We start from the raw sequence: 23,978 nt of genomic DNA, 5'->3' as shown, positions 1-23,978 counted from the left end.
GAATGAACTTCCTTAATAAATGACATTTATTCCTCATATTACGACAATATTGAATGCTGTCATCATGTTTGTCTTTTCTGTCATCTGCTTCTATCGTCAATCTATGTTTTCATTACTAATTTTAATTATTGAACTGTAATACCCATACTACGAGCAGTACCTTCGATAATACGCATAGCTGCTTCTTCGTCTGCAGCGTTTAAATCTTGCATTTTTTGGTTTGCAATTTCACGTACTTGATCTTTAGTTACTGTTGCTACTTTGTTTTTATTAGGTTCGCCTGAACCTTTTTCAACGCCAGCAGCTTTTTTAAGTAGTACTGGAGCCGGTGGTGTTTTTGTAATAAATGTGAATGAACGATCTTCATAAACACTGATTTCTACCGGTATGATTAAACCTACGTCTTCTTGTGTACGTGCGTTGAATTCCTTACAGAATCCCATAATATTCACACCTGCTTGACCTAATGCCGGACCAACTGGTGGTGCTGGATTTGCTTTACCTGCAGGAATTTGTAATTTAACTACTTTTTCTACTTTTTTAGCCACGATGTGCACCTCCTTGATATCGTGATGTGGTCACAGGACTCAGTTTTGTCCTCCCACTCTTCTACATTTCGTGACGAAATGAACGCTCTATGAGCGCGACCACAGTATTATACCATTAACCCGTTTAATAACGCAATGGTATAGTGTAACTTTTTTATAGAACCTCTAATCACTAAAGTGATTAGAGGTTCTTAATACATGAGCTTTAGCTCAGGTAATCCCTTTTCTAGACCTTATCAAGTTCATTGATTAGATCTTCTAAATGCATGTGAAGCGACTCTCTTTGCTTCAACAAGTTTAGTGTCGTTTATGCAAGTGCCTCTGCACCTACAATCATTTACAGTTTTTCTACTTGATCAAATTCTACTTCTACTGGTGTTTCTCTACCAAACATGTCTACAAGAACAGTAAGTTTGAATTTATCAGTCTCAATTTCTTGAACTTCGCCAACTTGATTAGCAAATGGACCTGATTTGACTCTCACTTGTTCACCTAAATCCAATTGAACATCAATTGTTTTCTCTTTCATGCCCATTTGTTTAAGAATGAAACGTGCTTCATCTGGAAGTAATGGGTTAGGTTTAGATCCAGAACCAGCTGAACCAACAAATCCTGTTACACCAGGTGTATTTCTCACAATATACCAAGATTCATCAGTCATCACTAATTCAACTAATACATAACCAGGGAATGTTTTTTTAGTTAATGTTTTGGCTTTACCATCTTTAACTTGTGTTTCTTCCTCTTCTGGTATAACAACTCTGAATATTTTTTCCGTCATATTCATAGATTCAACACGTTTTTCTAAATTCTTTTTAACTTTATTCTCATAACCAGAATAAGTATGCACAGCATACCAACGCTTTGCGTCAACTTCTTCAGACATGTCGTCACTCCTATCTATTTAATTAACTCTATAATTCTACCAATTCCTAAGTCTAAGGCATAGAAGAACACTAAGAAAAATACTACTGTAGCTACAACAATGACTGTGTACTTAAATAATTCTTCTTTCGTTGGCCAACTTGTCTTTTCCATTTCTGACTTTACGCCTTGGAAGAAATTTTCTTTTTTAGCCATTAACAAGACCTCCGTATTATTTCGATATTCCTTATTTGCTTATTCCATACAACAAATCAAGCAAATACAATACTCTCAACTTAATTGGAAAGATATATTCACTCAACTGATTACTTAATATGTCATCTTATTATTTTGATTCCTTGTGCATCGTATGTGCATTACATCTCGGACAATGCTTTTTTAATGTCATTCTAGATGTAAGGTTACTTTGTTTCGGAACATTATAATTTCTACTGCCACAGACTTCACAATTCAGTGGTACTTTTTTCATTAGACTTCACCTTACTCATTATAATACCAATCTACTATACAGAACTTCTGAGTCAATTGTCAATTGACAACATTCTACTCAAACATGCTATTTTCGTGATATTAGCACGAGATACAGCTTGGTTTCAATACATATTTTCATTTTTCCAAACAACGTCTTATCTTTATTTTACAACGATGTATAGCATTGTAAACTACTTTGATGTTTAAATTTAAAATTTGTGCAATTTCCTGTGGTTTATAGTCTATTAAAATATAACTTATAATGCGTTGTTCTAAATCGGTTAACCTTTTCAAGCACTGTTTTAGTTGGGAAGATATTTCCCGTGCAATGATGTATGTGTCTATAAGTTGTTCGGATTTCAAATTATTATAAGTGACTATAAATTCATTTACAAGCATGTCTTGACGGCGTTGTGTATACATTTTTTTGCGTACATAATCATTTTTTACATTTTTTATGACGCAATTGACATAATGTTCTAAAGGTGTAGCTTCTGTAAAATCAAAACGGCTTAACACACTATACAATTTCATTAGTACTTCTTGACACAAATCTTCTTTGTCATTCGGATGAACTGAAAAATGATTTAATCTCTTATTAATCAATGGTGTGATTTCATCAATAATTTGTGCTACATCAATTTCATTTTGTAATCGATTCTTCAAATAGGTTGTACATTCTTTGTTGTGAATTCTATCAAACATGTCCGTTATCCTTTCCTTAAAGTAAGCATAGGATACAGAGTTTGCTATAAAAAAATCAAGAGTACAAAATAGTTATTTGTGATTATCTCCACGTCTTAATTTTTCAAATTCTTTTAGAATCTCATGAGAGAGCTCGATTCGTGTTCGTGGCTTTTGTTCATTGAAACCATCAAGCTCTTTAGAAACAGATACTTCGTTCTCTCTTAAGTCTCTCCACATCTCTCTCGAAGAAATACGGTAGGCTCCCGCACCGAATATTGCATGTTGTTCACTCATATCACTCGTAACAACCGTAATGTGTCTTGTATGTTTCTCATATAAATCATAGACGTAACGTTCGATATAGCTGTCTGCTGTTTCTTTTTCTTTAGTAAATATCGTTTTAACCCCATGGTACATATATTCTGAAGGTGGTCCGGATTGTTCATAAGCATCAAAAACACATACGACTTCATCAGCTATTACAGCATTGTAATTCGCTATAGCTGTAAGTAGTTGATCGCGTGCTTCCTCGAGATTGTCTTTTGCTATACGACTTAAGTCCTGCGATTGTCCTATCATATTATAACCATCAATGATTAAGTAACGATCCTTCATCTCTTGTCTCCAATCTGATGACGTTTGCGGTAAACCTCATACATCATCAGACTTGCTGCTACTGACGCATTTAAACTATTAACATGACCGACCATAGGAATATTAATATAGAAGTCACATTTATCTTTTACTAAACGGCTCATACCTTGTCCTTCGCTTCCAATCACAATCGCTAAAGGCATAGCTGCATCCATTTCTCTATAATCCGTCGAATTCTCCGCTTCAGTACCAACAACCCAATAACCATTGTCTTTTAAAGCATCAATCGTATGAGCTAAGTTCGTCACACGAATAACAGGTATGTGCTCTATTGCACCTGTAGAAGCTTTAGCTACCGTTTGTGTCAGTGCAACTGAACGTCTTTTAGGAATGATAACTGCATCCACTCCTGAGGCATCAGCCGTTCTTAAAATTGATCCTAAATTATGTGGATCCTCTAAACCATCTAGTATAAGTACTGTAGATAATTTGTCTTGCGTCTTTTGCGTAACTAAAAATTCATCAAAATCTGCATATTCATATGGTGCAATATATGCTGCAATCCCTTGATGAGGTGACTCTGACAATCCATCTATTTTAGATTTCGGCACTGTTTGTACAACGATTTTTTGACTATTTGCCTTTTTTAAAATTTCATTTATTTGACCTTTTTTGATAGTATCTTGAATTAAAATCTTATTAATTGTATGTCCTGAGACAATCGCTTCTTTTACTGCATGGCGACCGACTATAACTATCTCTTCCACAGTACCACTACCTTTCATCTACATTTTTTACGATACATTCTAACAATGATGTTAAACGTTCATGTTCTTTTTCCAGATATAAAAAACCAATGATAGCTTCTAATCCTGAACTTTTACGATACGTTTGTATATCTGTATTCTTCGCTTTTGTATAACTTTTAGCATTTCTACCGCGCCGCACAATATCTTGTTCACTTTCAGTAAACCAATTGTTTTCCATTAAAAACTCAAGTGTTTCTGCCTGACTTTTAGCAGATACATAGCGTTTTGCTTCTTGGTGTAATCGGTTAGGCTTAGCTTTTAATTTCAACACTATATATTCTCTTACGTGTTGATCTAAAACGGCATCGCCCATATATGCCAACGTCAAGGGATTCAATAACTTGTTATCCATATTAGCCACGTTTAAATCTCACACCTTGCGCTGTATCTTCTAAAATAATATTTTGTGCTTTTAAGTCATCACGAATTTCATCAGCTCGCGCAAAATCTTTATTTTGTCTCGCCTTGTTTCTTTCTTCTATTAACGCTTCGACTTGTTCATCTAAAAGCATGTCGCTCTCCTTACTTTTAAGTGGCACACCTAGTACGTCGCTGAAAATTTTATATACTACTTTAAAGCGTTCAATAACTGTTGTAGAAGTTGTGTTTTCTAAGATATATTTATTAGCTAATTTTGATAAATCATACCAAGCAGTAATTGCATTGGCTGTATTAAAATCATCATTCATTACTGTTTCAAATTGTTTTAAAATATCATCAATTGCTTCTATATATGCAGATTGATCTTCAATATTTGACGCAATAGCTTCACGTTCTTCAATAGCTTGATAACTGTTACGTACACGCTCTAAACCACTCTTAGCTGCTTCAACAAGTTCAACATTATAATTAATTGGGCTTCTATAATGTACACTAATCATGAAGAAACGTAATACATCAGGGTCAATTTGTTTTATAATATCGTGAACAAGCACGAAATTACCTAATGATTTACTCATTTTTTCATTATCAATATTGATAAATCCATTATGCATCCAATAGTTAGCAAAAGGCGCATGGTTATGTGCTTCTGATTGTGCAATTTCATTCTCATGATGAGGGAATTGTAAATCTGTGCCACCTGCATGAATATCAATTGTTGCTCCTAGTTCATGAAATGCCATTACAGAACATTCAATGTGCCAACCTGGTCTACCTTTACCAAATGGACTATCCCAGCTTATTTCTTCTGGTTTTGCTTGTTTCCATAACGTGAAATCCAAAGCGTCTTCTTTTTGTTCACCTTGTTCTATGCGAGCGCCTACTTTCAAATCATTTAATGATTGATGACTTAATTTACCATAGTCTTCAAATTTACGTGTTCTAAAGTATACATCGCCGCCACTTTCATAAGCATTGCCTTGATTTACTAATTCTTTAATAAACTTAATAATATCATCCATATGATTCATGACACGTGGATTTGATGTTGCTTTTTTAACGTTTAGCGCACCTACATCTTCGTAAAAGGCATCGATATATCGATCTGCTATCGTTTCTACAGATTCACCTAATTCTTTAGATCGTTTGATTAATTTATCGTCAACGTCTGTGAAGTTCGACACATATACGACTTCGTATCCTTGATATTCGAAATATCTTCTTACCACATCGTAATTAATTGCAGGTCTTGCATTACCAATATGGATATAATTATATACTGTTGGTCCACAAACATACATTTTAACCTTACCTGGTTCAATAGGCTCAAACGTCTCTTTCTGACGTGTTAGCGTATTATATAATGTAATCATCTTGTATCTCTCCATTTCTTGTTTTCTCAAGTTGTTTTTCTAATTCTTTTAATTGTTCATAAACTGGATCTGGTAAGTTACGATGATCGAACGTTTTACCAATACGTCTGCCATCTTGCTTAACAATATGGCCTGGTATACCTACCACTGTTGAATAACTTGGTACAGAATTTAATACAACTGAGTTTGCTCCTATGTTCACATTTGAATCAATTTTAATATCGCCTAGTACTTTGGCACCTGCAGCTATTAATACATTATCCCCTATATCAGGGTGACGTTTACCTCGCTCTTTACCAGTACCACCTAATGTAACGCCTTGATAAATCGTGACATTATTTCCTATATTACATGTTTCTCCAATAACGACACCCATACCATGGTCAATAAATAAACGCTTGCCTATTTTAGCCCCTGGATGTATTTCAATACCTGTGAAAAAGCGCGCAACTTGCGAAATTAATCTTGCTAATATATATTTTTTCTTTTTATATAGTTCATGCGCAATCAAATGACTCCACACTGCATGTATGCCTGCGTAAGAAGTGACAACTTCCAATGTAGTACGTGCAGCTGGATCTTGTTCAAACACCATGTTTACATCGTCTTTTATTCTTTTCAATATCTTAAACAAGGTTGCTACCTCCTTATTAAAAAAGCACCTCTAACTGGCTTGTTAGAGGTGCTTTGCACGGTTCCACTCTTATTTTTAAATATAAGTTGATTATATTAACCATAAATATGGTTAATATATAAAAGTAACTTATTTTCACTCATTAAAGTTTATTTAGTTCATTAACACAAAGGTGCATTCAGCAATTTCAGTGGTGTACTCACAGCAACCGCACACTCTCTTTACACATTTCATCGCTTACTAATCCTCTGGCTATTTCAATTTAATAATAGGTGGTTCGATGTAATTTTTCAAGTATTTTCAACTTGAGACAACATCGTCGCACACAACCTTCTTTATTTAACGTAGTTTTTCAAACGTAGTAACACTTTTTCTTTACCTAATACTTCAATTGTATTTGGTAATTCTGGTCCATGCATTTGGCCCGTTACAGCAATACGAATTGGCATGAATAGTTGTTTACCTTTAATACCAGTTTCTTTTTGAACCTCTTTGATTGTTTTTTTGATTTCTGCCGCTTCAAATGGTTCAAGTGCTTCTAATTTTCCATATAAATGATTCATTAGTTCTGGTACTTGTTCACCACCAATGATTTCTTGTTCATCGTCACCTAAAATTTGTTGATCACGGAAGAATAGCTCAGATAAAGGAACGATTTCTCCAGCATAACTCATTTCTTTTTGATAAAGCGCAACAAGTTTACGCCCCCATTCCAAATCTGCTTCATTTGGATTTTCAGGAAGTAATTCCGCTTTGATCAGGTGTGGTAAAGCTAATTCGAATACTGTTTCAGTATCTTTTTGTTTCATATATTGGTTATTAACCCATGCTAATTTTTGCTTGTCGAAAAATGCAGGTGATTTAGATAAACGTTTTTCATCGAAGATTTTAATGAATTCCTCTTTAGAATAAACTTCTTCTTCGCCTTCTGGTGACCAGCCTAACAATGTAATAAAGTTAAATAATGCTTCCGGTAAATAGCCTAAATCACGATATTGCTCGATGAATTGTAGGATTTGTCCGTCACGTTTACTTAATTTTTTACGTTCTTCATTAACGATAAGCGACATATGCGCGAATCTAGGCGCTTCCCAACCAAATGTTTCGTAAATCATTAATTGTTTTGGTGTATTAGAAATATGATCATCACCGCGAATAACATCTGAGATTTCCATATAGTGATCATCAATAGCTACTGCAAAATTGTACGTAGGTACACCATCTTTTTTAACAATAACCCAGTCACCCATATTATCTGAATCAAATGAAATTTCACCTTTAACCATATCTTCAAAAGTGAATGTTGTGTCTTTAGGAACACGGAAACGAACGGCAGGTTGACGACCTTCTGATTCGAATTGTTGACGTTCTTCTTCAGTTAAGTGTGCATGTTTCCCAGCATAACGTGGCATTTCTCCACGTTTGATTTGTTGTTCACGCTCAGCATCAAGTTCCTCTTCAGTCATATAACATTTATACGCTTTGTCTTCATCTAATAATTGCTGAATAAGCGGATTGTAAATTTCGCCACGTTCTGATTGGCGATAAGGGCCATAACCTTTATCTTTATCGACAGATTCGTCCCAATCGAGGCCTAACCATTTTAAATTATCAAATTGTGAAGATTCTCCATCAGTTAGATTACGTTTACTGTCCGTATCTTCTATACGAATTACAAAATCTCCATCATAATGTTTAGCAAATAAATAGTTGAATAATGCAGTTCTTGCATTACCGATATGCAAATAACCAGTTGGACTTGGGGCATATCTAACTCTTACACGATCACTCATTATGTTCACTCCCATTTTTAATATTAATTAGTAATGTTTTGTTGCGTTCAATGCTTTATCGTTTGTTACACTCACACATCAAAAAGCTGAACGTGTATCAATTTAACTTTATGTCGTTAACAATAATAATGACGCTCAACCATTAATAAGTTTATTATTCTACGCTTATTAATAATACCATAGCTTATAATTTTTAAAAGTATCACTATCCAAAAAACTGTGTACTTTCACACACATGCTACACACTTGTAATTCCTTTTATAGTAATACAATTTCGCTATCTATTGTAGCACTTTAAAGTTTAATATGAAATCACTGTGCTTAAATTCAAAATGATTAATACGCAAACTTTATAAAAATAATATTCAAATATTAATAAAGGTTTCATGTGAAACTGTAACAATTTTAGCTACATTTCCATATAAAACCCTTAGTAATTTATTTAATTAATCTTTTTTGCAAAAATAATTCTTCCTGATGACGTTTGTAATAAACTGATTACTTCTAAATCAATATATTCACCGATATTTTTTTTAGCATTATCTACTACGACCATTGTTCCATCATCTAAGTATCCGACTGCTTGTCCTGATTCTTTACCCATTTTAGTAAGTAATAAGTTAAAACGGTCACCTTGGTGTACTGAGGGTTTAATCGCTTCAGATAAATCATTAACATTTAGGGCTTGAATACCTTGTACATGGCATACTTTATTGAGGTTGAAATCTGTGGTGATAATATGCCCTCTATAGTGTTGTGCTAACTTAATTAGCATTGCATCAATATCACTATGAGACTTTGTCGGATGAATAATGCGCGTTGGATGATCAGTATCATATAGTGAATTCAAAATATCTAACCCTCTTTGGCCTTTTTCACGTTTCACACTGTCATTTGCATCAGCAACAACTTGTAACTCATTTATGACACCTTGAGGTATGAGTATTTCACCATCAATAAAACCACACTCTATAATATCTAAAATGCGACCATCTATGATAGCACTTGTATCAATGATTTTTGGCACTGCGTTACGTGCATTGATAGACATCGAGCGTGCCATGTTTTCAGGGAAGAACAATAACATTTCATCACGTTTGCGTAAGCCAAATTGGAAACCGAAATAGCCTAAAATAATCGTAACAATGATTGGCACAAAATGGTTCAACACATTATTACCTATAATTTGAAAAATAAATGATATCATAACAGAAATGACTAAACCTATCATCAGCCCAATTGTAGCAAACAAAATTTCTACAGCACTTTGACGCATTATTGTTTGTTCTAATTCTTTCAGCATTAATGTTGCTTTTTTAATAAACCAACCAAAAATTAAAAAGAAGATAACAATACCAAGGAGTCCGTTGAAATAATTATTAGTTAATAACGTATAATCACTTAACCCAGTATCCACAGCAATTTCCGGAATAAGATAGACCCCTAAACTCGCACCTAAAATAACATAACATAAAATAACAATGATTCTTATTATGTTCAAGTTTAACACCCCTTTCTCTATAAAGTTATACAGATCAAATGTTTTTTAACTGTATATTTTTGGAATTTAATTTAATGTTTTGTTAACGCATATTTTAGGGCTTCGTGAACACTTTTCACACCAATGACCTTAATTTCACTAGGAAATTGCCATCCGCCAATATTAGATTCTGGGATAATAATACGTTTAAATCCGAGTTTCTCTGCTTCCTGCACACGTTGTTCTATACGAGATACTCGTCTCACCTCTCCAGTCAATCCAACTTCTCCTATAAAGCAATCTAAACCATCTACTGTTAGATCTTTAAAGCTTGAAGCTGTTGCCACAATGATACCTAAATCAACGGCAGGTTCCGTTAATCTTACACCACCTGCAACTTTAATGTATGCATCTTGTTGTTGAAGTAAATAATTTTCTTTTTTCTCTAACACTGCCATCAATAGACTCAAGCGGTTGTGATCAATACCCGTTGCCATCCGTCTAGGATTATTAAAAGTAGTAGGCGTGACAAGCGCTTGAACTTCTATAAGTAATGGTCTCGTGCCTTCCATTGTAGAGACGATAGTCGAGCCGGGCACATTTGTCGAACGTTCTTCTAAAAACATCTCAGATGGGTTTTTAACACCTTTCAATCCGCTTTGTTTCATTTCAAAAATACCCATTTCATTTGTAGAACCAAAACGGTTTTTCACCGCTCTCAAAATACGGTAAGCGTGGTGTTCATCACCTTCGAAATAAAGTACTGTATCTACCATGTGTTCTAGTAAACGCGGACCTGCGATTTGTCCTTCTTTCGTTACATGTCCCACGATAAACGTTGCAATATTCATTTGTTTGGCGATGTTCATTAAGCTTTGTGTACTTTCTCTTACTTGAGATACTGAGCCTGGTGCTGAACTAATTTCCGGATGAAATATCGTTTGGATTGAGTCAACTACAAGTAAATCGGGTTTTAATTGTTTTACTGTCTCGTGGATGACTTCTAAATCAGTTTCTGCAAATACATTGAGTTCGCTTGAATCTTCATCCAACCTTTCAGCTCTTAGCTTAGTTTGATTTAATGATTCCTCACCTGTTATGTATAAGACATTATGCGATTGTGATAGTGCCGCACATATTTGTAATAGTAATGTTGATTTTCCTATACCAGGATCCCCACCAATCAATACGAGAGAACCATTGACGATACCTCCACCGAGCACACGATTAAATTCCTCTGACTTAGTTGTAACACGTGGTGTCGTCTCTTGTTTAATTTCGTTTAACTTCTGTACTTTCGAAACATTGTCGCGATCACGACTGCGTACTCCATGTTTTGGACTTGCCGCCTTTTGCTCAACAATTTCTTCCATTTGATTCCAGCCACCACAATTTGGACATTTACCCATCCATTTTGCGGACTGATAGCCACATGCCATACATTCAAAAACAACTTTCTTCTTGGCCACTATTGCACCTCCATCTTTCATTGAACAAATCTATTTTATACCTCAACCTGTTTAAAAACAAATTTTAATCTTATTTAACTCACTGTGATCTTTACGATTATTTTTTCTCAATTACATTTAATTATATCTATCCCTAAATTCACTTACATAAAAGCTATTTTTATAAAATACCATGCACAGATATATACTACCAATAATATTATAAATTTATCGAAAGAAAATTATATCCAAGTTTTTTAAAGATTCTTTGAATTTTCTATTATTAAACATAAAAGCGCCTCTCAAAGGCGAACTAACACATTTGAGAAGCGCTATAATCTATAAAAATTCACTTTTAGTAATTAAACTTATGAGTCTGTTGTTTCTTTATTTTTCTTTTCTTCTTTTCTATCTTGAATATTATATTTATATTCTTTATCATCATGATCAATTTCGACTTTTTTACCTTCAATTTGGTTACCGTCTAAAATTAATTCACTTAAATTATCTTCTACAGTTTTTTGAATTGCACGAATTAATGGTCTAGCACCATACTCTGGATCGTAGCCTTCTTCAGCAATTTTTTCTTTTGCCGCATCTGTAACTTCGATATTGATATCTTGTTCAGATAGACGATTTGTTAATTTATTAATCATCATTGTTACAATTTCTTTCAATTCTTCTTTAGAAAGTTTGTGGAATACAATAATGTCATCAACACGGTTTAAGAATTCTGGACGAAACGCATTTTTCAATTCTTTCATCATTGTTTTACGAATTGTTTCGTAATCTTCACCTTCAGATGCGCCACCAAAACCTGCAAATCGTTGATCTTGTAGTTCTTGTGCACCAACGTTTGATGTCATAATAATTACTGTATTACGGAAATCTACACGACGTCCTTTTGTATCAGTAAGATGTCCATCATCAAGTACTTGTAATAAGATGTTAAATACATCTGGGTGTGCTTTTTCAATTTCATCAAATAAGATAACTGAATAGGGTTTACGTCTTACTTTTTCAGTCAACTGTCCACCATCATCGTGTCCTACATAACCTGGAGGGGCACCAACTAGACGACTCACTGCATGTTTCTCCATAAATTCACTCATATCCACACGTATCATTGCGTCATCTTCACCAAACATAGACTCTGCTAAAGCACGAGCTAATTCAGTTTTACCTACACCTGTAGGGCCTAAGAAGATAAAGCTACCGATAGGACGTTTAGGATCTTTCAATCCAGCTCTCGCGCGTCTAACTGCTTTACTGATAGACGTTACAGCCGCTTTCTGTCCAATAACTCTGTTATGAAGTGTATCTTCTAAGTTTAATAAACGGTTTGATTCAGTTTCATTAATTTTCGTTAATGGAATACCCGTCCAGCCAGCTATAACTTCTCCGATATCTTCTTCTGATAAAGAAGTATTGTCGCCATTTTGCGCGTTCTTCCAATTATTATTAGCTTCTTCGTATTGTTTTTCTAATTTCGTTTGTTTATCACGAAGATTTGCTGCATTTTCGAATTCTTGTGAATGTACCGCAGCATCTTTTTCATTTTTAACTTGCTCAATTTCTTGTTCTAATTCTTTCAAGTTCGGTGGTGTTGTATGACTTCTAAGTCTAACTTTAGAACTTGCTTCATCGATTAAGTCGATTGCTTTATCAGGTAAGAAACGATCTGAAATATAACGGTGACTTAAAGTAGCAGCTGAGATTACCGCTTCATCTGAAATATTAATACGGTGATGTGCTTCATAACGATCACGTAATCCTTTTAAGATTTCAATTGTATCTTCAACTGTTGGTTCATCAACTTGAACTGGTTGGAAACGACGTTCAAGTGCTGCGTCTTTTTCAATGTTTTTACGGTATTCATCTAATGTCGTTGCACCAATACATTGTAGTTCTCCTCTTGCAAGTGCCGGTTTCAAGATGTTTGATGCGTCAATAGCACCTTCAGCACCACCTGCGCCAACTAATGTGTGTAATTCATCGATGAATAGTATAACGTCACCCGCTTGATGAATTTCTTCCATTACTTTTTTCAAACGCTCTTCAAATTCGCCTCGATACTTCGTACCAGCTACAACTGTTCCCATATCAAGTGACATCACGCGTTTACCTTTAAGCGTCTCAGGTACTTCATTTTTAATAATCGCTTGGGCTAGACCTTCTGCAATTGCAGTTTTACCAACACCTGGCTCACCAATTAGTACTGGGTTATTTTTAGTACGACGACTTAAAACTTCAATCACTCTTGTAATTTCTTTGTCTCTACCAATAACTGGATCTAGCGTGCCATCTTTTGCAATAACTGTTAAGTCACGTGCAAGGCTATCTAAAGTTGGCGTGTTATTAGATTTATTAGCCTGCGCATTTTTATTCCCCAACTCTGGGCTACCTAATGCTTTAACAACTTGTGCACGTGCTTTAGTTATATTTAAATCTAAGTTTGCAAATACACGTGCTGCTACACCTTCATTTTCTCTAATTAAACCAAGTAAGATGTGTTCTGTTCCCACAAAATTATGGTGTAATTTTCTCGCTTCATCCATTGATAATTCAATGACTTTTTTCGCACGAGGTGTATAGTGTAAAGCGCCCATTTGTTCTTGACCATGGCCGATTAATTTTTCTACTTCTTCTACTACTTTTTCTTCAGTAATTTCAAATGATTCTAATACTTTGGCTGCAATACCTTCAGGCTCTTTCATCAAACCTAAAAGTAAATGTTCTGTTCCAATATTTGAATGATTTAAGCGAATTGCTTCTTCTTGAGCATGTGCTAATACACGCTGTGCACGTTCTGTCAGTCTACCAAATAGCATAGCATGACCTCCTAATTTATATGTTCTCTTAATATATCTGCTCTTTTTTCATTTACTACTCTGTCATCTTCATCATCTAATAAGAATGGCGATTGTATTGCTACCATTAATTCATTAAACTTGAAGTTTTCTAGTTCAATATAGCCTAAATCAATACCGAGTTTCACTTCACTTAATCTCAGTGATGCTTCCTCCATAGATATCAGTCTACTATATTTTAATATTCCTAACGAACGATATACTCGGTCTAATGTTTCAATGTGATTGTGACGGTTCATACGTTCCCGAATTTGCATTTCTTCATTAATGATTTGTTGTACAACTTCAGTTAAACTTTCAATGATTTCTTCTTCAGTTTTTCCCAAAGTTAGTTGATTTGAAATTTGATAAATATGACCATAAACTTGCGAACCTTCACCAAATATTCCTCTTATAGTAAAACCAAATCTGTTAATCGTTTGAGCGATGCGATTCATACGCTTCATAATTGTTAAACCCGGTAAATGTAGCATCACACTCGCACGCATGCCAGTACCAATGTTTGTCGGACAAGTTGTTAAATAACCTAATGTTTCATCAAAACTTACATCCAACTCACTATCAAGCGTATCATCTACAGTAGAAGCATTCTCGTACAATGTTTGCAGTGATAAATCATTTCCCATAGCTTGAATTCGAATATGATCCTCTTCATTCACCATAATACTCAACGATTCATCATTATTGAGTAACACTGCTGAGGCAGGTTGTCTGATTAATTCTGGACTTATAAGATGTTTCGCAACAAGTTTATATTTGCTTTGCTGATCCATCGTATCTAAGCGCTGTATAAACAAGTCAGGAAGCGCATCTTGTACCTCATTAATCACTCTATAACCATCCTGCGCTGACGGAAACATTAATGGATGGACATGATTTTCTAAGTTTCTAGCCAATCGGATTCTTGAAGACATCACGACAGGACTTTCTTCTTTATCGCGCATCCACTCACTCATGTATGCACTAATATCATTATCACTCATCATGTTTCACCTCGCCATCGTCTTTCAATGCTTTAATTTCGTCACGAACAATTGCAGCTTCTTCAAAATTCTGTTCTTCAATAAGCTGATTTAAATATGAACTTTTTTCTTCAATTTGTTTTTTAAGTGCTAACTTTCTATGCGAAGATCGAGGTGTTTTTCCTGTGTGTTCTATTTGACCACCTTGCACACGACGCACAATGTCGACAATGTCATCTTTAAAAGTTGCATAGCAGTTTGCACAACCAAATTTACCAACATGTGCAATATCTTTTAACGTCATATGACAAGTAGGACATCTTTTTTCTTCTTTAAAAGCAATTTCATCAAAATCAATACCATGTTTAGCTGCTAAATGTTGTAAAATTTGTTTTACAACAAATGCGCCTTCAATATCATCTTGGGATTGTAACTGCTGATTTTGTGTCCAAGGATTTCCACCTTGAGCACATGTCGAACAAACCCATTTTTCGTTTACACCGTCTTGTCCTTTTACTGCTAGTTTAACTTCTGCTTCGTTTAAATGACAATTTTCGCATAGCACGACTAAACACCTCACTTTAGTAATAATTTATTACAGGTAATAAACGTTTAATAATATTAGCCCGTATAATATCTCTCGATAATACATCCATTTTTAATGTTTCTCTATCAATGACAGCATAAATCATTTTCGCTTCACGTTCATTGATATATTTTTTATCTAATAAACCATCTATAATGTAATACGCTTGTTGTTGAGAAATGGATGGTCCTATTAATTGAAGTAAGTGATTAATGTAACCTGTTTCATCTCTATTTTCAATTTTGGTGATTCGGATGTACCCACCACCACCTCTTTTACTTTCAATCTCATAACCATGTTCATTTGTAAAACGTGTTTTGATTACATAATTCAGTTGAGAAGGCACACAGTCAAAGCGCTGTGCAATATTTGCACGTTGAAGTTCTACAACGTCTTTATTGGTGTCTTCAAATAATTTCTTAATGTACTGTTCTATGATGTCAGACATATTGTGCATGATTATCACCTCTTTTGACCTTCTTTGACTATATTATATGACCAACTTTGACCTTTTTCAACCAATATGATTAAAAAATATTAGTTTATGGATGTAAGTGCTCACACTTTTATTGTATTATAGGTATTAAGAAAAAAATAAAAGGGATGAAAATTATGCATATTATTATCGGTTTAATTGGGATTGTAGTATTTCTTGGGTTAGCCTTTCTTTTCAGCTCCGATAGAAAAAATGTTCGCTGGCAATATATTGGGTTATTACTTGTAATACAACTTATTATGGCATTTATTTTGTTAAAAACACAATTTGGGATTACAGTCATTGGTGGTATTTCAGTAGGCTTTAATTACTTATTAGCACAAGCAGCAGAAGGTGTGAATTTCGTATTTGGTGGATTTAAATATATAGATCCAGAAAATCCTCCATTCTTCTTTAATGTATTATTACCAATTGTTTTCATATCAGCATTGATTGGTATCCTACAATATACACGTATTTTACCTGTAATTATTAATGTCTTAGGTTTAGTTATATCTAAAATTAATGGTATGGGCCGTTTAGAATCATATAATGCTGTTGCAGCAGCAATTTTGGGACAATCAGAAGTATTTATTTCGTTGAAAAAAGAACTTGCTCATATTCCAAGACAACGTCTTTATACTTTAACTGCTTCAGCAATGTCTACTGTGTCTGCATCTATTATCGGTGCTTACTTCGCGTTAATTGAACCACGTTTTGTTGTTACAGCAGTCGTATTAAACCTCTTTGGCGGTTTCATTATTGCTTCTATCATCAACCCTTATAAAGTTGATCCAAAAGAAGATAAATTAATTCTTGAAGAAAGTGAAACAAATAAGCAATCTTTCTTTGAAATGTTAGGGGAATACATTTTAGATGGATTTAAAGTAGCAGTCATTGTAGGGGCAATGTTAATTGGTTATATCGCTATTATCGCTTTACTAAATGGTGTAGTTAGCGCGATTTTCACTGGTATTTCAGGTGGTAGTATTACTTGGGACTTCCAAACGCTAATCGGTTTCGTATTTGCACCATTCGCATTCTTAGTTGGCGTGCCATGGCATGAAGCTGTACAAGCTGGTTCTATTATGGCAACGAAATTATTATCAAATGAATTTGTTGCCATGCAAAGTCTAAGCGAAGTTAAAAATATGAGTGAACATGCGAAAGGCGTTATCTCAGTATTCGTAGTGTCATTCGCAAACTTTAGCTCTATCGGTATTATCTCTGGTGCAATCAAATCGCTTAATAACGAAAAAGGCGATATGGTAGCACGATTCGGTCTAAAATTATTATTCGGTGCTACATTAGTTTCATTTATTTCTGCAGCCATTGCGGGGTTCTTTATTTAAAATTAAATATTCAAAAGAGCGACAAGGTATCAATACCTTGTCGCTCTTTTTTTATACTTTTTCAGTTACGGTCGGTTTAACAATTGCTTCAATAAAATATTGTGTGACTCTGTAATCATCTGTTAATTCAGGATGAAATGAAACACCTAAATAACATCCTTGTTGAACAGCTACAATTTTATCACCAACTGTGCTAAGCACACTAACTTCACCATGCACACTTTCTATATGAGGTGCTCTAATAAAGACACCTTCAATATCTTTGGCAATTCCTTTTACATCTAACTCACTTTCAAAGCTATCAACTTGTCGGCCAAAAGAATTTCTTTGAACAGTGATGTTCAGTTTATTTAAATAACCTTCTTCTCCAACAATGTTCGTTGCTAAGATAATTAAGCCAGCACAAGTACCAAACATAGGTAATGTGGATTGTTGCAAAGTATCTTTGAATCCGTAAAGATTCATTAGGCGACGTAACGTAGTAGATTCTCCACCTGGTATGATCAACCCATCAATGTCATCCAACTGTTCGACACGCTTAACTGCTACACCTTCATGACCACTTAGCGCAATATGACGTATATGTTCTCTCACAGCACCTTGTAAGGCTAAAACACCAATTTTCATATTACCATCCACGCTCTTGCATACGTTCTTCTAATGACAACTCATTGATATCTAAACCTTTCATTGCTGTGCCTAATTCTTTAGCTAGACGTCCAATTAATTCGTAGTCTTGATAATGTGTAGTTGCTTGTACAATTGCTTTAGCAAATTTTTCTGGATCTTCTGATTTGAAAATACCAGATCCCACAAACACTCCGTCTGCACCTAATTCCATCATTAATGCAGCATCTTGAGGCGTCGCTACCCCACCAGCTGCAAAATTAACTACTGGTAATTTACCATTTTCTTTAATAGATTTTAAAATTTCGTATGGTGCACCAATATTTTTAGCCTCAGTCATAATCTCATCGTCATGCATAACTGTTAAACGACTCACTTCTGAATTGACCTGGCGTATATGTCTAACTGCTTCTACGATATTCCCAGTACCTGGCTCACCTTTAGTACGTAACATTGCAGCGCCTTCACCAATACGGCGTGCAGCTTCACCTAAATTACGGCAACCACATACAAATGGTACGGTGAATGTATCTTTACGTAAATGAAACTCTTCATCAGCTGGTGTTAATACTTCAGATTCATCAATATAGTCAACACCCATAGATTCTAATACACGAGCTTCAGTTATATGACCAATGCGGCCTTTAGCCATAACTGGTATAGAGACAGCATTCATAACTTCTTCTACAATTTTAGGATTAGCCATACGTGCCACGCCACCTGCAGCTCTAATATCAGAAGGCACGCGCTCTAATGCCATTACTGCAACAGCACCCGCATCTTCAGCTATCTTAGCTTGTTCTGCATTTACAACGTCCATAATTACGCCACCCTTTTGCATTTCCGCCATTCCTCTTTTAACTCTTTCAGATCCAATTACTTTAGACATATTTATTTAACCCCTTTACTTAGTTGATTAAATTCATTTTAAAAGATAAACTGGTATTTAAAAAGGGACAATTACGAATTAATTTAGGAGGTCAGTTAAAATGACGAAAGAACACTTATACATTAATCTTTACGAGAACTTAAAAAAACAAATCATTGAAGGGCAATATAAATCAGGCGATAAATTCCCTTCAAAACGAGTGTTAGGGCAACATTTATCTGTAAGCAATACAACAATTGAACATGCTTATCAAATTCTATCCGACGAGGGTTACATATATGCCAAACCACGATCAGGCTATTTTGTCTCTGACGTTGAAACTTTACCAATTATTACTAGAGATCTATACGCATCAAACGCATATCAAGAACAAAACAACGACAACCAGACTCAACAAATATATGATTTTTCTTTTAATTTATCAGAAATAGATGCAGAATATTTTCCCATACAACAATTCAGAAAATATGCACGTGACGCTTTTGAAGATAGTCAATTGAACTTACTGCAGCATACAAACCCCAAAGGAGAATGGACACTACGCCAAGAAATAGCACATTACTTATTTAACAGTAGAGGCGTAGCATGTCATCCAGAACAAATTATTATTGGTTCTTCTACAGAACAACTCATTAATTTATTGACTGATATTTTGAATAAAGGACGCTTTTTAATTGAAAATCCCAGCTATCCACCAATCAAACAAGTTTTAGACAAAAAACAAATTACTTATCTCCAAGTACCTGTGAATAATACAGGAATTGAGCTAGAATATTTCAATGAATCTAATAATAACATCGCTTATGTCACACCTTCTCACCAATTTCCTACTGGCTATGTGATGAATTTAAAAAAACGTACCCAACTTATTCATTGGGCACAGCAATTTGAAAATAGATACATTATTGAAGATGATTATGATTCGGAATTCCGTTACTTTGGAAAGCCTATTCCTGCATTACAAAGTTTAGATACAAAAGATAAAGTCATATATATTAGTACATTCTCAAAATCTTTATTTCCAAGTTGCAGAGTTGCTTACCTAGTATTACCTAAAAAACTGTTGGAATTATATAACACACTAGAAAATAGAGAAGGTAATACAGCACCCGCACATATACAAAAAATGGTAGCAAGCTTTATGCAGTCAGGTAGTTTTGAGAGGCATTTAAATAAAATGAGAAACGTTTATAGAGACAAACTTAAATTCATATTAGATGCACTCAAACCCTATCAAGAACAATTAGAAATTGATGGTGCATTAGCAGGTATGCACTTTACACTAACTGTAAAAAATGGTTTAACTATGAAACAATGTTTGAAAAATGCCGAAGAAAATAAATTGAAAATTATTCCATTTAGTAAATATGATAAGTCACAGCAATCTGTAAAATTCATTTTAGGTTTTGGTGGAATACCTTTTTCACAACTAGAAGACCACACCAACGCACTAATTCGTTCATTGACAATTTTGAAGAATGACTAATCTCTAAATCACTGCTTTCTTGTCTGCAAGATTAGTAGCGATCACGTAAGAGATTACTACTCTTGTATACATTTAACATGTATCAGGTTACTTCTTTGCCACCGCTTGTAAGGTTGTTATATCTTTCACTCAGATCAATAGCTTTTAAGGTTCTATTACTTAATTTATAAAGAACCACTTTTTCGCTTGCGAAATTAGTAGTTCTTATACAAGAGCACAAGCTCTTGTAATCCTTAAATTATTCCCATCTCTATTGGGCCACGCTTTTTTTACATAAAAAAAAGAGACCTCTCGGTCTCGGGCTCATCGCATCCTATAATGCTGCCTGGCAACGTCCTACTCTCGCGGAACGTAAGTCCGACTACCATCGGCGCTAAGGAGCTTAACTACTGTGTTCGGCATGGGAACAGGTGTGACCTCCTTGCCATTGTCACCAGACAATGAAATGTATAAAAATTATACATTCAAAACTAGATAGTAAGTAAAATTTGATAATGCCAAAACAAAACACTTTTAAATTTGATTAAGTCTTCGATCGATTAGTATTCGTCAGCTCCACATATCGCTATGCTTCCACCTCGAACCTATTAACCTCATCATCTTTGAGGGATCTTATAACCGAAGTTGGGAAATCTCATCTTGAGGGGGGCTTCATGCTTAGATGCTTTCAGCACTTATCCCGTCCATACATAGCTACCCAGCGATGCCGTTGGCACGACAACTGGTACACCAGAGGTATGTCCATCCCGGTCCTCTCGTACTAAGGACAGCTCCTCTCAAATTTCCTGCGCCCACGACGGATAGGGACCGAACTGTCTCACGACGTTCTGAACCCAGCTCGCGTACCGCTTTAATGGGCGAACAGCCCAACCCTTGGGACCGACTACAGCCCCAGGATGCGATGAGCCGACATCGAGGTGCCAAACCTCCCCGTCGATGTGAACTCTTGGGGGAGATAAGCCTGTTATCCCCGGGGTAGCTTTTATCCGTTGAGCGATGGCCCTTCCATGCGGAACCACCGGATCACTAAGTCCGTCTTTCGACCCTGCTCGACTTGTAAGTCTCGCAGTCAAGCTTCCTTATGCCTTTACACTCTATGAATGATTTCCAACCATTCTGAGGAAACCTTTGAGCGCCTCCGTTACTCTTTAGGAGGCGACCGCCCCAGTCAAACTGTCCATCTGACACTGTCTCCCACCATGATAAATGGTGCGGGTTAGAAATCCAACACAGCAAGGGTAGTATCCCACCAACGCCTCGACGTAAGCTGGCGCTCACGTTTCAAAGGCTCCTACCTATCCTGTACAAGTTGTACCGAATTTCAATATCAGACTACAGTAAAGCTCCACGGGGTCTTTCCGTCCTGTCGCGGGTAACCTGCATCTTCACAGGTACTATGATTTCACCGAGTCTCTCGTTGAGACAGTGCCCAAATCGTTACGCCTTTCGTGCGGGTCGGAACTTACCCGACAAGGAATTTCGCTACCTTAGGACCGTTATAGTTACGGCCGCCGTTTACTGGGGCTTCGATTCGTAGCTTCGCCGAAGCTAACCACTCCTCTTAACCTTCCAGCACCGGGCAGGCGTCAGCCCCTATACATCACCTTACGGTTTAGCAGAGACCTGTGTTTTTGATAAACAGTCGCTTGGGCCTATTCACTGCGGCTCTCCTGGGCGTTAACCCTAAAGAGCACCCCTTCTCCCGAAGTTACGGGGTCATTTTGCCGAGTTCCTTAACGAGAGTTCGCTCGCTCACCTTAGAATTCTCATCTTGACTACCTGTGTCGGTTTGCGGTACGGGCACCAAAATTCTAGCTAGAGGCTTTTCTTGGCAGTGTGAAATCAACGACTCGAGGAAAAAATTTCCTCTCCCCATCACAACTTGACCTTAAGAGTGCCGGATTTGCCTAACACTCAGTCTCATTGCTTGGACGTACAATCCAATAGTACGCTTCGCCTATCCTACTGCGTCCCCCCATCGCTTAAAACGAATTTTGGTGGTACAGGAATATCAACCTGTTATCCATCGCCTACGCCTATCGGCCTCAGCTTAGGACCCGACTAACCCAGAGCGGACGAGCCTTCCTCTGGAAACCTTAGTCAATCGGTGGACGGGATTCTCACCCGTCTTTCGCTACTCACACCGGCATTCTCACTTCTAAGCGCTCCACATGTCCTTGCGATCATGCTTCAACGCCCTTAGAACGCTCTCCTACCACTGTCCTTACGGACAATCCACAGCTTCGGTAATATGTTTAGCCCCGGTACATTTTCGGCGCAGTGTCACTCGACTAGTGAGCTATTACGCACTCTTTAAATGATGGCTGCTTCTAAGCCAACATACTAGTTGTCTGGGCAACGCCACATCCTTTTCCACTTAACATATATTTTGGGACCTTAGCTGGTGGTCTGGGCTGTTTCCCTTTCGAACACGGACCTTATCACCCGCGTTCTAACTCCTAAGATAAAATTGATTGGCATTCGGAGTTTGTCTGAATTCGGTAACCCGATAAAGGCCCCTCGTCCAAACAGTGCTCTACCTCCAATAATCATTACTTAAGGCTAGCCCTAAAGCTATTTCGGAGAGAACCAGCTATCTCCAGGTTCGATTGGAATTTCTCCGCTACCCACAACTCATCCGCTCACTTTTCAACGTAAGTCGGTTCGGCCCTCCATTCAGTGTTACCTGAACTTCAGCCTGGTCATGGGTAGATCACCTGGTTTCGGGTCTACGACCAAATACTCAACGCCCTATTCAGACTCGCTTTCGCTACGGCTCCACATTAACTGCTTAACCTTGCATCAAATCGTAACTCGCCGGTTCATTCTACAAAAGGCACGCCATCACCCATTAACGGGCTCTGACTACTTGTAAGCACACGGTTTCAAGTTCTATTTCACTCCCCTTCCGGGGTACTTTTCACCTTTCCCTCACGGTACTGGTTCACTATCGGTCACTAGAGAGTATTTAGCCTTGGGAGATGGTCCTCCCGGATTCCGACGGAATTTCTCGTGTTCCGCCGTACTCAGGATCCACTCAAGAGTGAACAAACTTTCGACTACAGGATTATTACCTTCTTTGATTCATCTTTCCAGATGATTCGTCTAATTTGTTCTTTTGTAACTCCGTATAGAGTGTCCTACAACCCCAACAAGCAAGCTCGTTGGTTTGGGCTCTTCCCGTTTCGCTCGCCGCTACTCAGGGAATCGATTTTTCTTTCTCTTCCTGCGGGTACTAAGATGTTTCAGTTCCCCGCGTCTGCCTTCAGATATGCTATGTATTCACATATCGATAACACGACATAACTCGTGCTGGGTTTCCCCATTCGGAAATCTCTGGATCAAAGCTTACTTACAGCTCCCCAAAGCATATCGTCGTTAGTAACGTCCTTCGTAGGCTTCTAGTGCCAAGGCATCCACCGTGCGCCCTTAATAACTTAATCTTTTCGACCTTCAACACGATAAAATCGGTTGAAAACCTAAAATGTTATTAATCTGTGAGTGTTCTTTCGAACACTAGCGATTATTTCTATTTTTTTGAATTCAAGCTTTTTAAAACTCTAATTCACTCGGTTTTGCTTGGTAAAATCATAAATTTTACTTACATATCTAGTTTTCAATGTACAAA

The 23,978-nt window shown here is 36.4% G+C and carries 21 protein-coding genes and 2 rRNA genes; 2 read left to right on the top strand and 21 right to left on the bottom strand.

Going from position 1 to position 23,978, the window contains the following annotated elements; all coding sequences use genetic code 11:
* Positions 1-125 precede the first annotated feature (125 nt).
* From rplK to ACA31_RS01880, 17 genes are all read right to left on the bottom strand, one after another.
* Entirely contained in the window at positions 126-548 is a 423-nt protein-coding gene (rplK, locus tag ACA31_RS01955) for a 50S ribosomal protein L11 (RefSeq protein WP_002508574.1), read from the bottom strand.
* A 337-nt stretch (positions 549-885) separates the two neighbouring features.
* On the bottom strand, positions 886-1,434 hold the full coding sequence (gene nusG / locus ACA31_RS01950; RefSeq protein ID WP_057511703.1) for a transcription termination/antitermination protein NusG: 549 nt from the start codon (positions 1,432-1,434) through the stop codon (positions 886-888).
* Between the two features lie 14 nt (positions 1,435-1,448).
* The gene (secE, locus tag ACA31_RS01945; protein ID WP_002484168.1) at positions 1,449-1,628 is read right to left on the bottom strand and encodes a preprotein translocase subunit SecE; all 180 of its coding nucleotides are present in this window, start codon (positions 1,626-1,628) and stop codon (positions 1,449-1,451) included.
* Positions 1,629-1,758: 130 nt separating this feature from the next.
* Positions 1,759-1,902: a 50S ribosomal protein L33 gene (gene rpmG, locus ACA31_RS13035; protein WP_002508576.1), complete on the bottom strand. Its 144-nt coding sequence runs from the start codon at positions 1,900-1,902 to the stop codon at positions 1,759-1,761.
* 137 nt (positions 1,903-2,039) lie between these two features.
* Positions 2,040-2,570 (bottom strand): sigma-70 family RNA polymerase sigma factor, encoded by a 531-nt coding sequence (locus ACA31_RS01940; RefSeq protein WP_253721351.1) that lies wholly within the window; start codon positions 2,568-2,570, stop codon positions 2,040-2,042.
* 111 nt (positions 2,571-2,681) lie between these two features.
* Positions 2,682-3,206 (bottom strand): NYN domain-containing protein, encoded by a 525-nt coding sequence (locus tag ACA31_RS01935; RefSeq protein ID WP_057511701.1) that lies wholly within the window; start codon positions 3,204-3,206, stop codon positions 2,682-2,684.
* A complete protein-coding gene (rlmB, locus tag ACA31_RS01930; RefSeq protein ID WP_057511700.1) occupies positions 3,203-3,952 on the bottom strand; it encodes a 23S rRNA (guanosine(2251)-2'-O)-methyltransferase RlmB in 750 nt (249 codons plus the stop codon). Before rlmB ends, ACA31_RS01935 begins: the two co-directional genes overlap by 4 nt.
* Before the next feature lie 7 nt (positions 3,953-3,959).
* Positions 3,960-4,346: a Mini-ribonuclease 3 gene (locus tag ACA31_RS01925; protein ID WP_057511699.1), complete on the bottom strand. Its 387-nt coding sequence runs from the start codon at positions 4,344-4,346 to the stop codon at positions 3,960-3,962.
* A gap of 1 nt (position 4,347) precedes the next feature.
* On the bottom strand, positions 4,348-5,748 hold the full coding sequence (gene cysS, locus ACA31_RS01920) for a cysteine--tRNA ligase (protein ID WP_057511698.1): 1,401 nt from the start codon (positions 5,746-5,748) through the stop codon (positions 4,348-4,350).
* Positions 5,732-6,373, bottom strand: a complete 642-nt coding sequence (gene cysE / locus ACA31_RS01915; RefSeq protein WP_031266086.1) for a serine O-acetyltransferase — start codon at positions 6,371-6,373, stop codon at positions 5,732-5,734. The genes cysS and cysE overlap by 17 nt, the downstream gene beginning before the upstream one ends.
* Before the next feature lie 344 nt (positions 6,374-6,717).
* A complete protein-coding gene (gltX, locus tag ACA31_RS01910) occupies positions 6,718-8,175 on the bottom strand; it encodes a glutamate--tRNA ligase (protein ID WP_057511697.1) in 1,458 nt (485 codons plus the stop codon).
* Between the two features lie 442 nt (positions 8,176-8,617).
* On the bottom strand, positions 8,618-9,676 hold the full coding sequence (locus ACA31_RS01905) for a PIN/TRAM domain-containing protein (protein ID WP_057511696.1): 1,059 nt from the start codon (positions 9,674-9,676) through the stop codon (positions 8,618-8,620).
* Between the two features lie 71 nt (positions 9,677-9,747).
* The gene (gene radA, locus ACA31_RS01900) at positions 9,748-11,124 is read right to left on the bottom strand and encodes a DNA repair protein RadA (protein WP_057511695.1); all 1,377 of its coding nucleotides are present in this window, start codon (positions 11,122-11,124) and stop codon (positions 9,748-9,750) included.
* A gap of 347 nt (positions 11,125-11,471) precedes the next feature.
* Positions 11,472-13,934: an ATP-dependent Clp protease ATP-binding subunit gene (locus ACA31_RS01895; protein ID WP_057511694.1), complete on the bottom strand. Its 2,463-nt coding sequence runs from the start codon at positions 13,932-13,934 to the stop codon at positions 11,472-11,474.
* A gap of 11 nt (positions 13,935-13,945) precedes the next feature.
* Positions 13,946-14,956 carry a protein arginine kinase gene (locus ACA31_RS01890; protein ID WP_057511693.1) on the bottom strand — a complete coding sequence of 337 codons (1,011 nt, stop codon included), beginning with the start codon at positions 14,954-14,956 and terminating at the stop codon, positions 13,946-13,948.
* Positions 14,949-15,500 carry a UvrB/UvrC motif-containing protein gene (locus tag ACA31_RS01885; protein WP_057511692.1) on the bottom strand — a complete coding sequence of 184 codons (552 nt, stop codon included), beginning with the start codon at positions 15,498-15,500 and terminating at the stop codon, positions 14,949-14,951. Before ACA31_RS01885 ends, ACA31_RS01890 begins: the two co-directional genes overlap by 8 nt.
* Positions 15,501-15,516: 16 nt before the next feature.
* Entirely contained in the window at positions 15,517-15,978 is a 462-nt protein-coding gene (locus tag ACA31_RS01880; protein ID WP_057511691.1) for a CtsR family transcriptional regulator, read from the bottom strand.
* A gap of 155 nt (positions 15,979-16,133) precedes the next feature.
* On the opposite strand from ACA31_RS01880, the gene ACA31_RS01875 reads away from it, so the two are divergent.
* Entirely contained in the window at positions 16,134-17,348 is a 1,215-nt protein-coding gene (locus ACA31_RS01875; RefSeq protein ID WP_057511690.1) for a NupC/NupG family nucleoside CNT transporter, read from the top strand.
* Positions 17,349-17,399: 51 nt separating this feature from the next.
* On the opposite strand, the gene pdxT is transcribed toward ACA31_RS01875, so the two are convergent.
* Positions 17,400-17,975, bottom strand: a complete 576-nt coding sequence (pdxT, locus tag ACA31_RS01870; protein ID WP_057511689.1) for a pyridoxal 5'-phosphate synthase glutaminase subunit PdxT — start codon at positions 17,973-17,975, stop codon at positions 17,400-17,402.
* A 1-nt stretch (position 17,976) separates the two neighbouring features.
* A complete protein-coding gene (pdxS, locus tag ACA31_RS01865; protein WP_057511688.1) occupies positions 17,977-18,864 on the bottom strand; it encodes a pyridoxal 5'-phosphate synthase lyase subunit PdxS in 888 nt (295 codons plus the stop codon).
* A gap of 100 nt (positions 18,865-18,964) precedes the next feature.
* Between pdxS and pdxR the strand changes: the two genes are divergently transcribed.
* On the top strand, positions 18,965-20,350 hold the full coding sequence (pdxR, locus tag ACA31_RS01860) for a MocR-like pyridoxine biosynthesis transcription factor PdxR (protein WP_057511687.1): 1,386 nt from the start codon (positions 18,965-18,967) through the stop codon (positions 20,348-20,350).
* Between the two features lie 323 nt (positions 20,351-20,673).
* Here the strand turns inward: pdxR and rrf are convergent.
* A 5S ribosomal RNA gene (gene rrf / locus ACA31_RS01855) occupies positions 20,674-20,788 on the bottom strand.
* An 81-nt stretch (positions 20,789-20,869) separates the two neighbouring features.
* A 23S ribosomal RNA gene (locus tag ACA31_RS01850) occupies positions 20,870-23,793 on the bottom strand.
* Between the last annotated feature and the right edge of the window lie 185 nt (positions 23,794-23,978).

Source organism: Staphylococcus sp. NAM3COL9 (assembly GCF_001431205.1).
GTDB lineage: Bacteria > Bacillota > Bacilli > Staphylococcales > Staphylococcaceae > Staphylococcus.
This window is presented reverse-complemented; position numbering and strand designations above follow the sequence as displayed.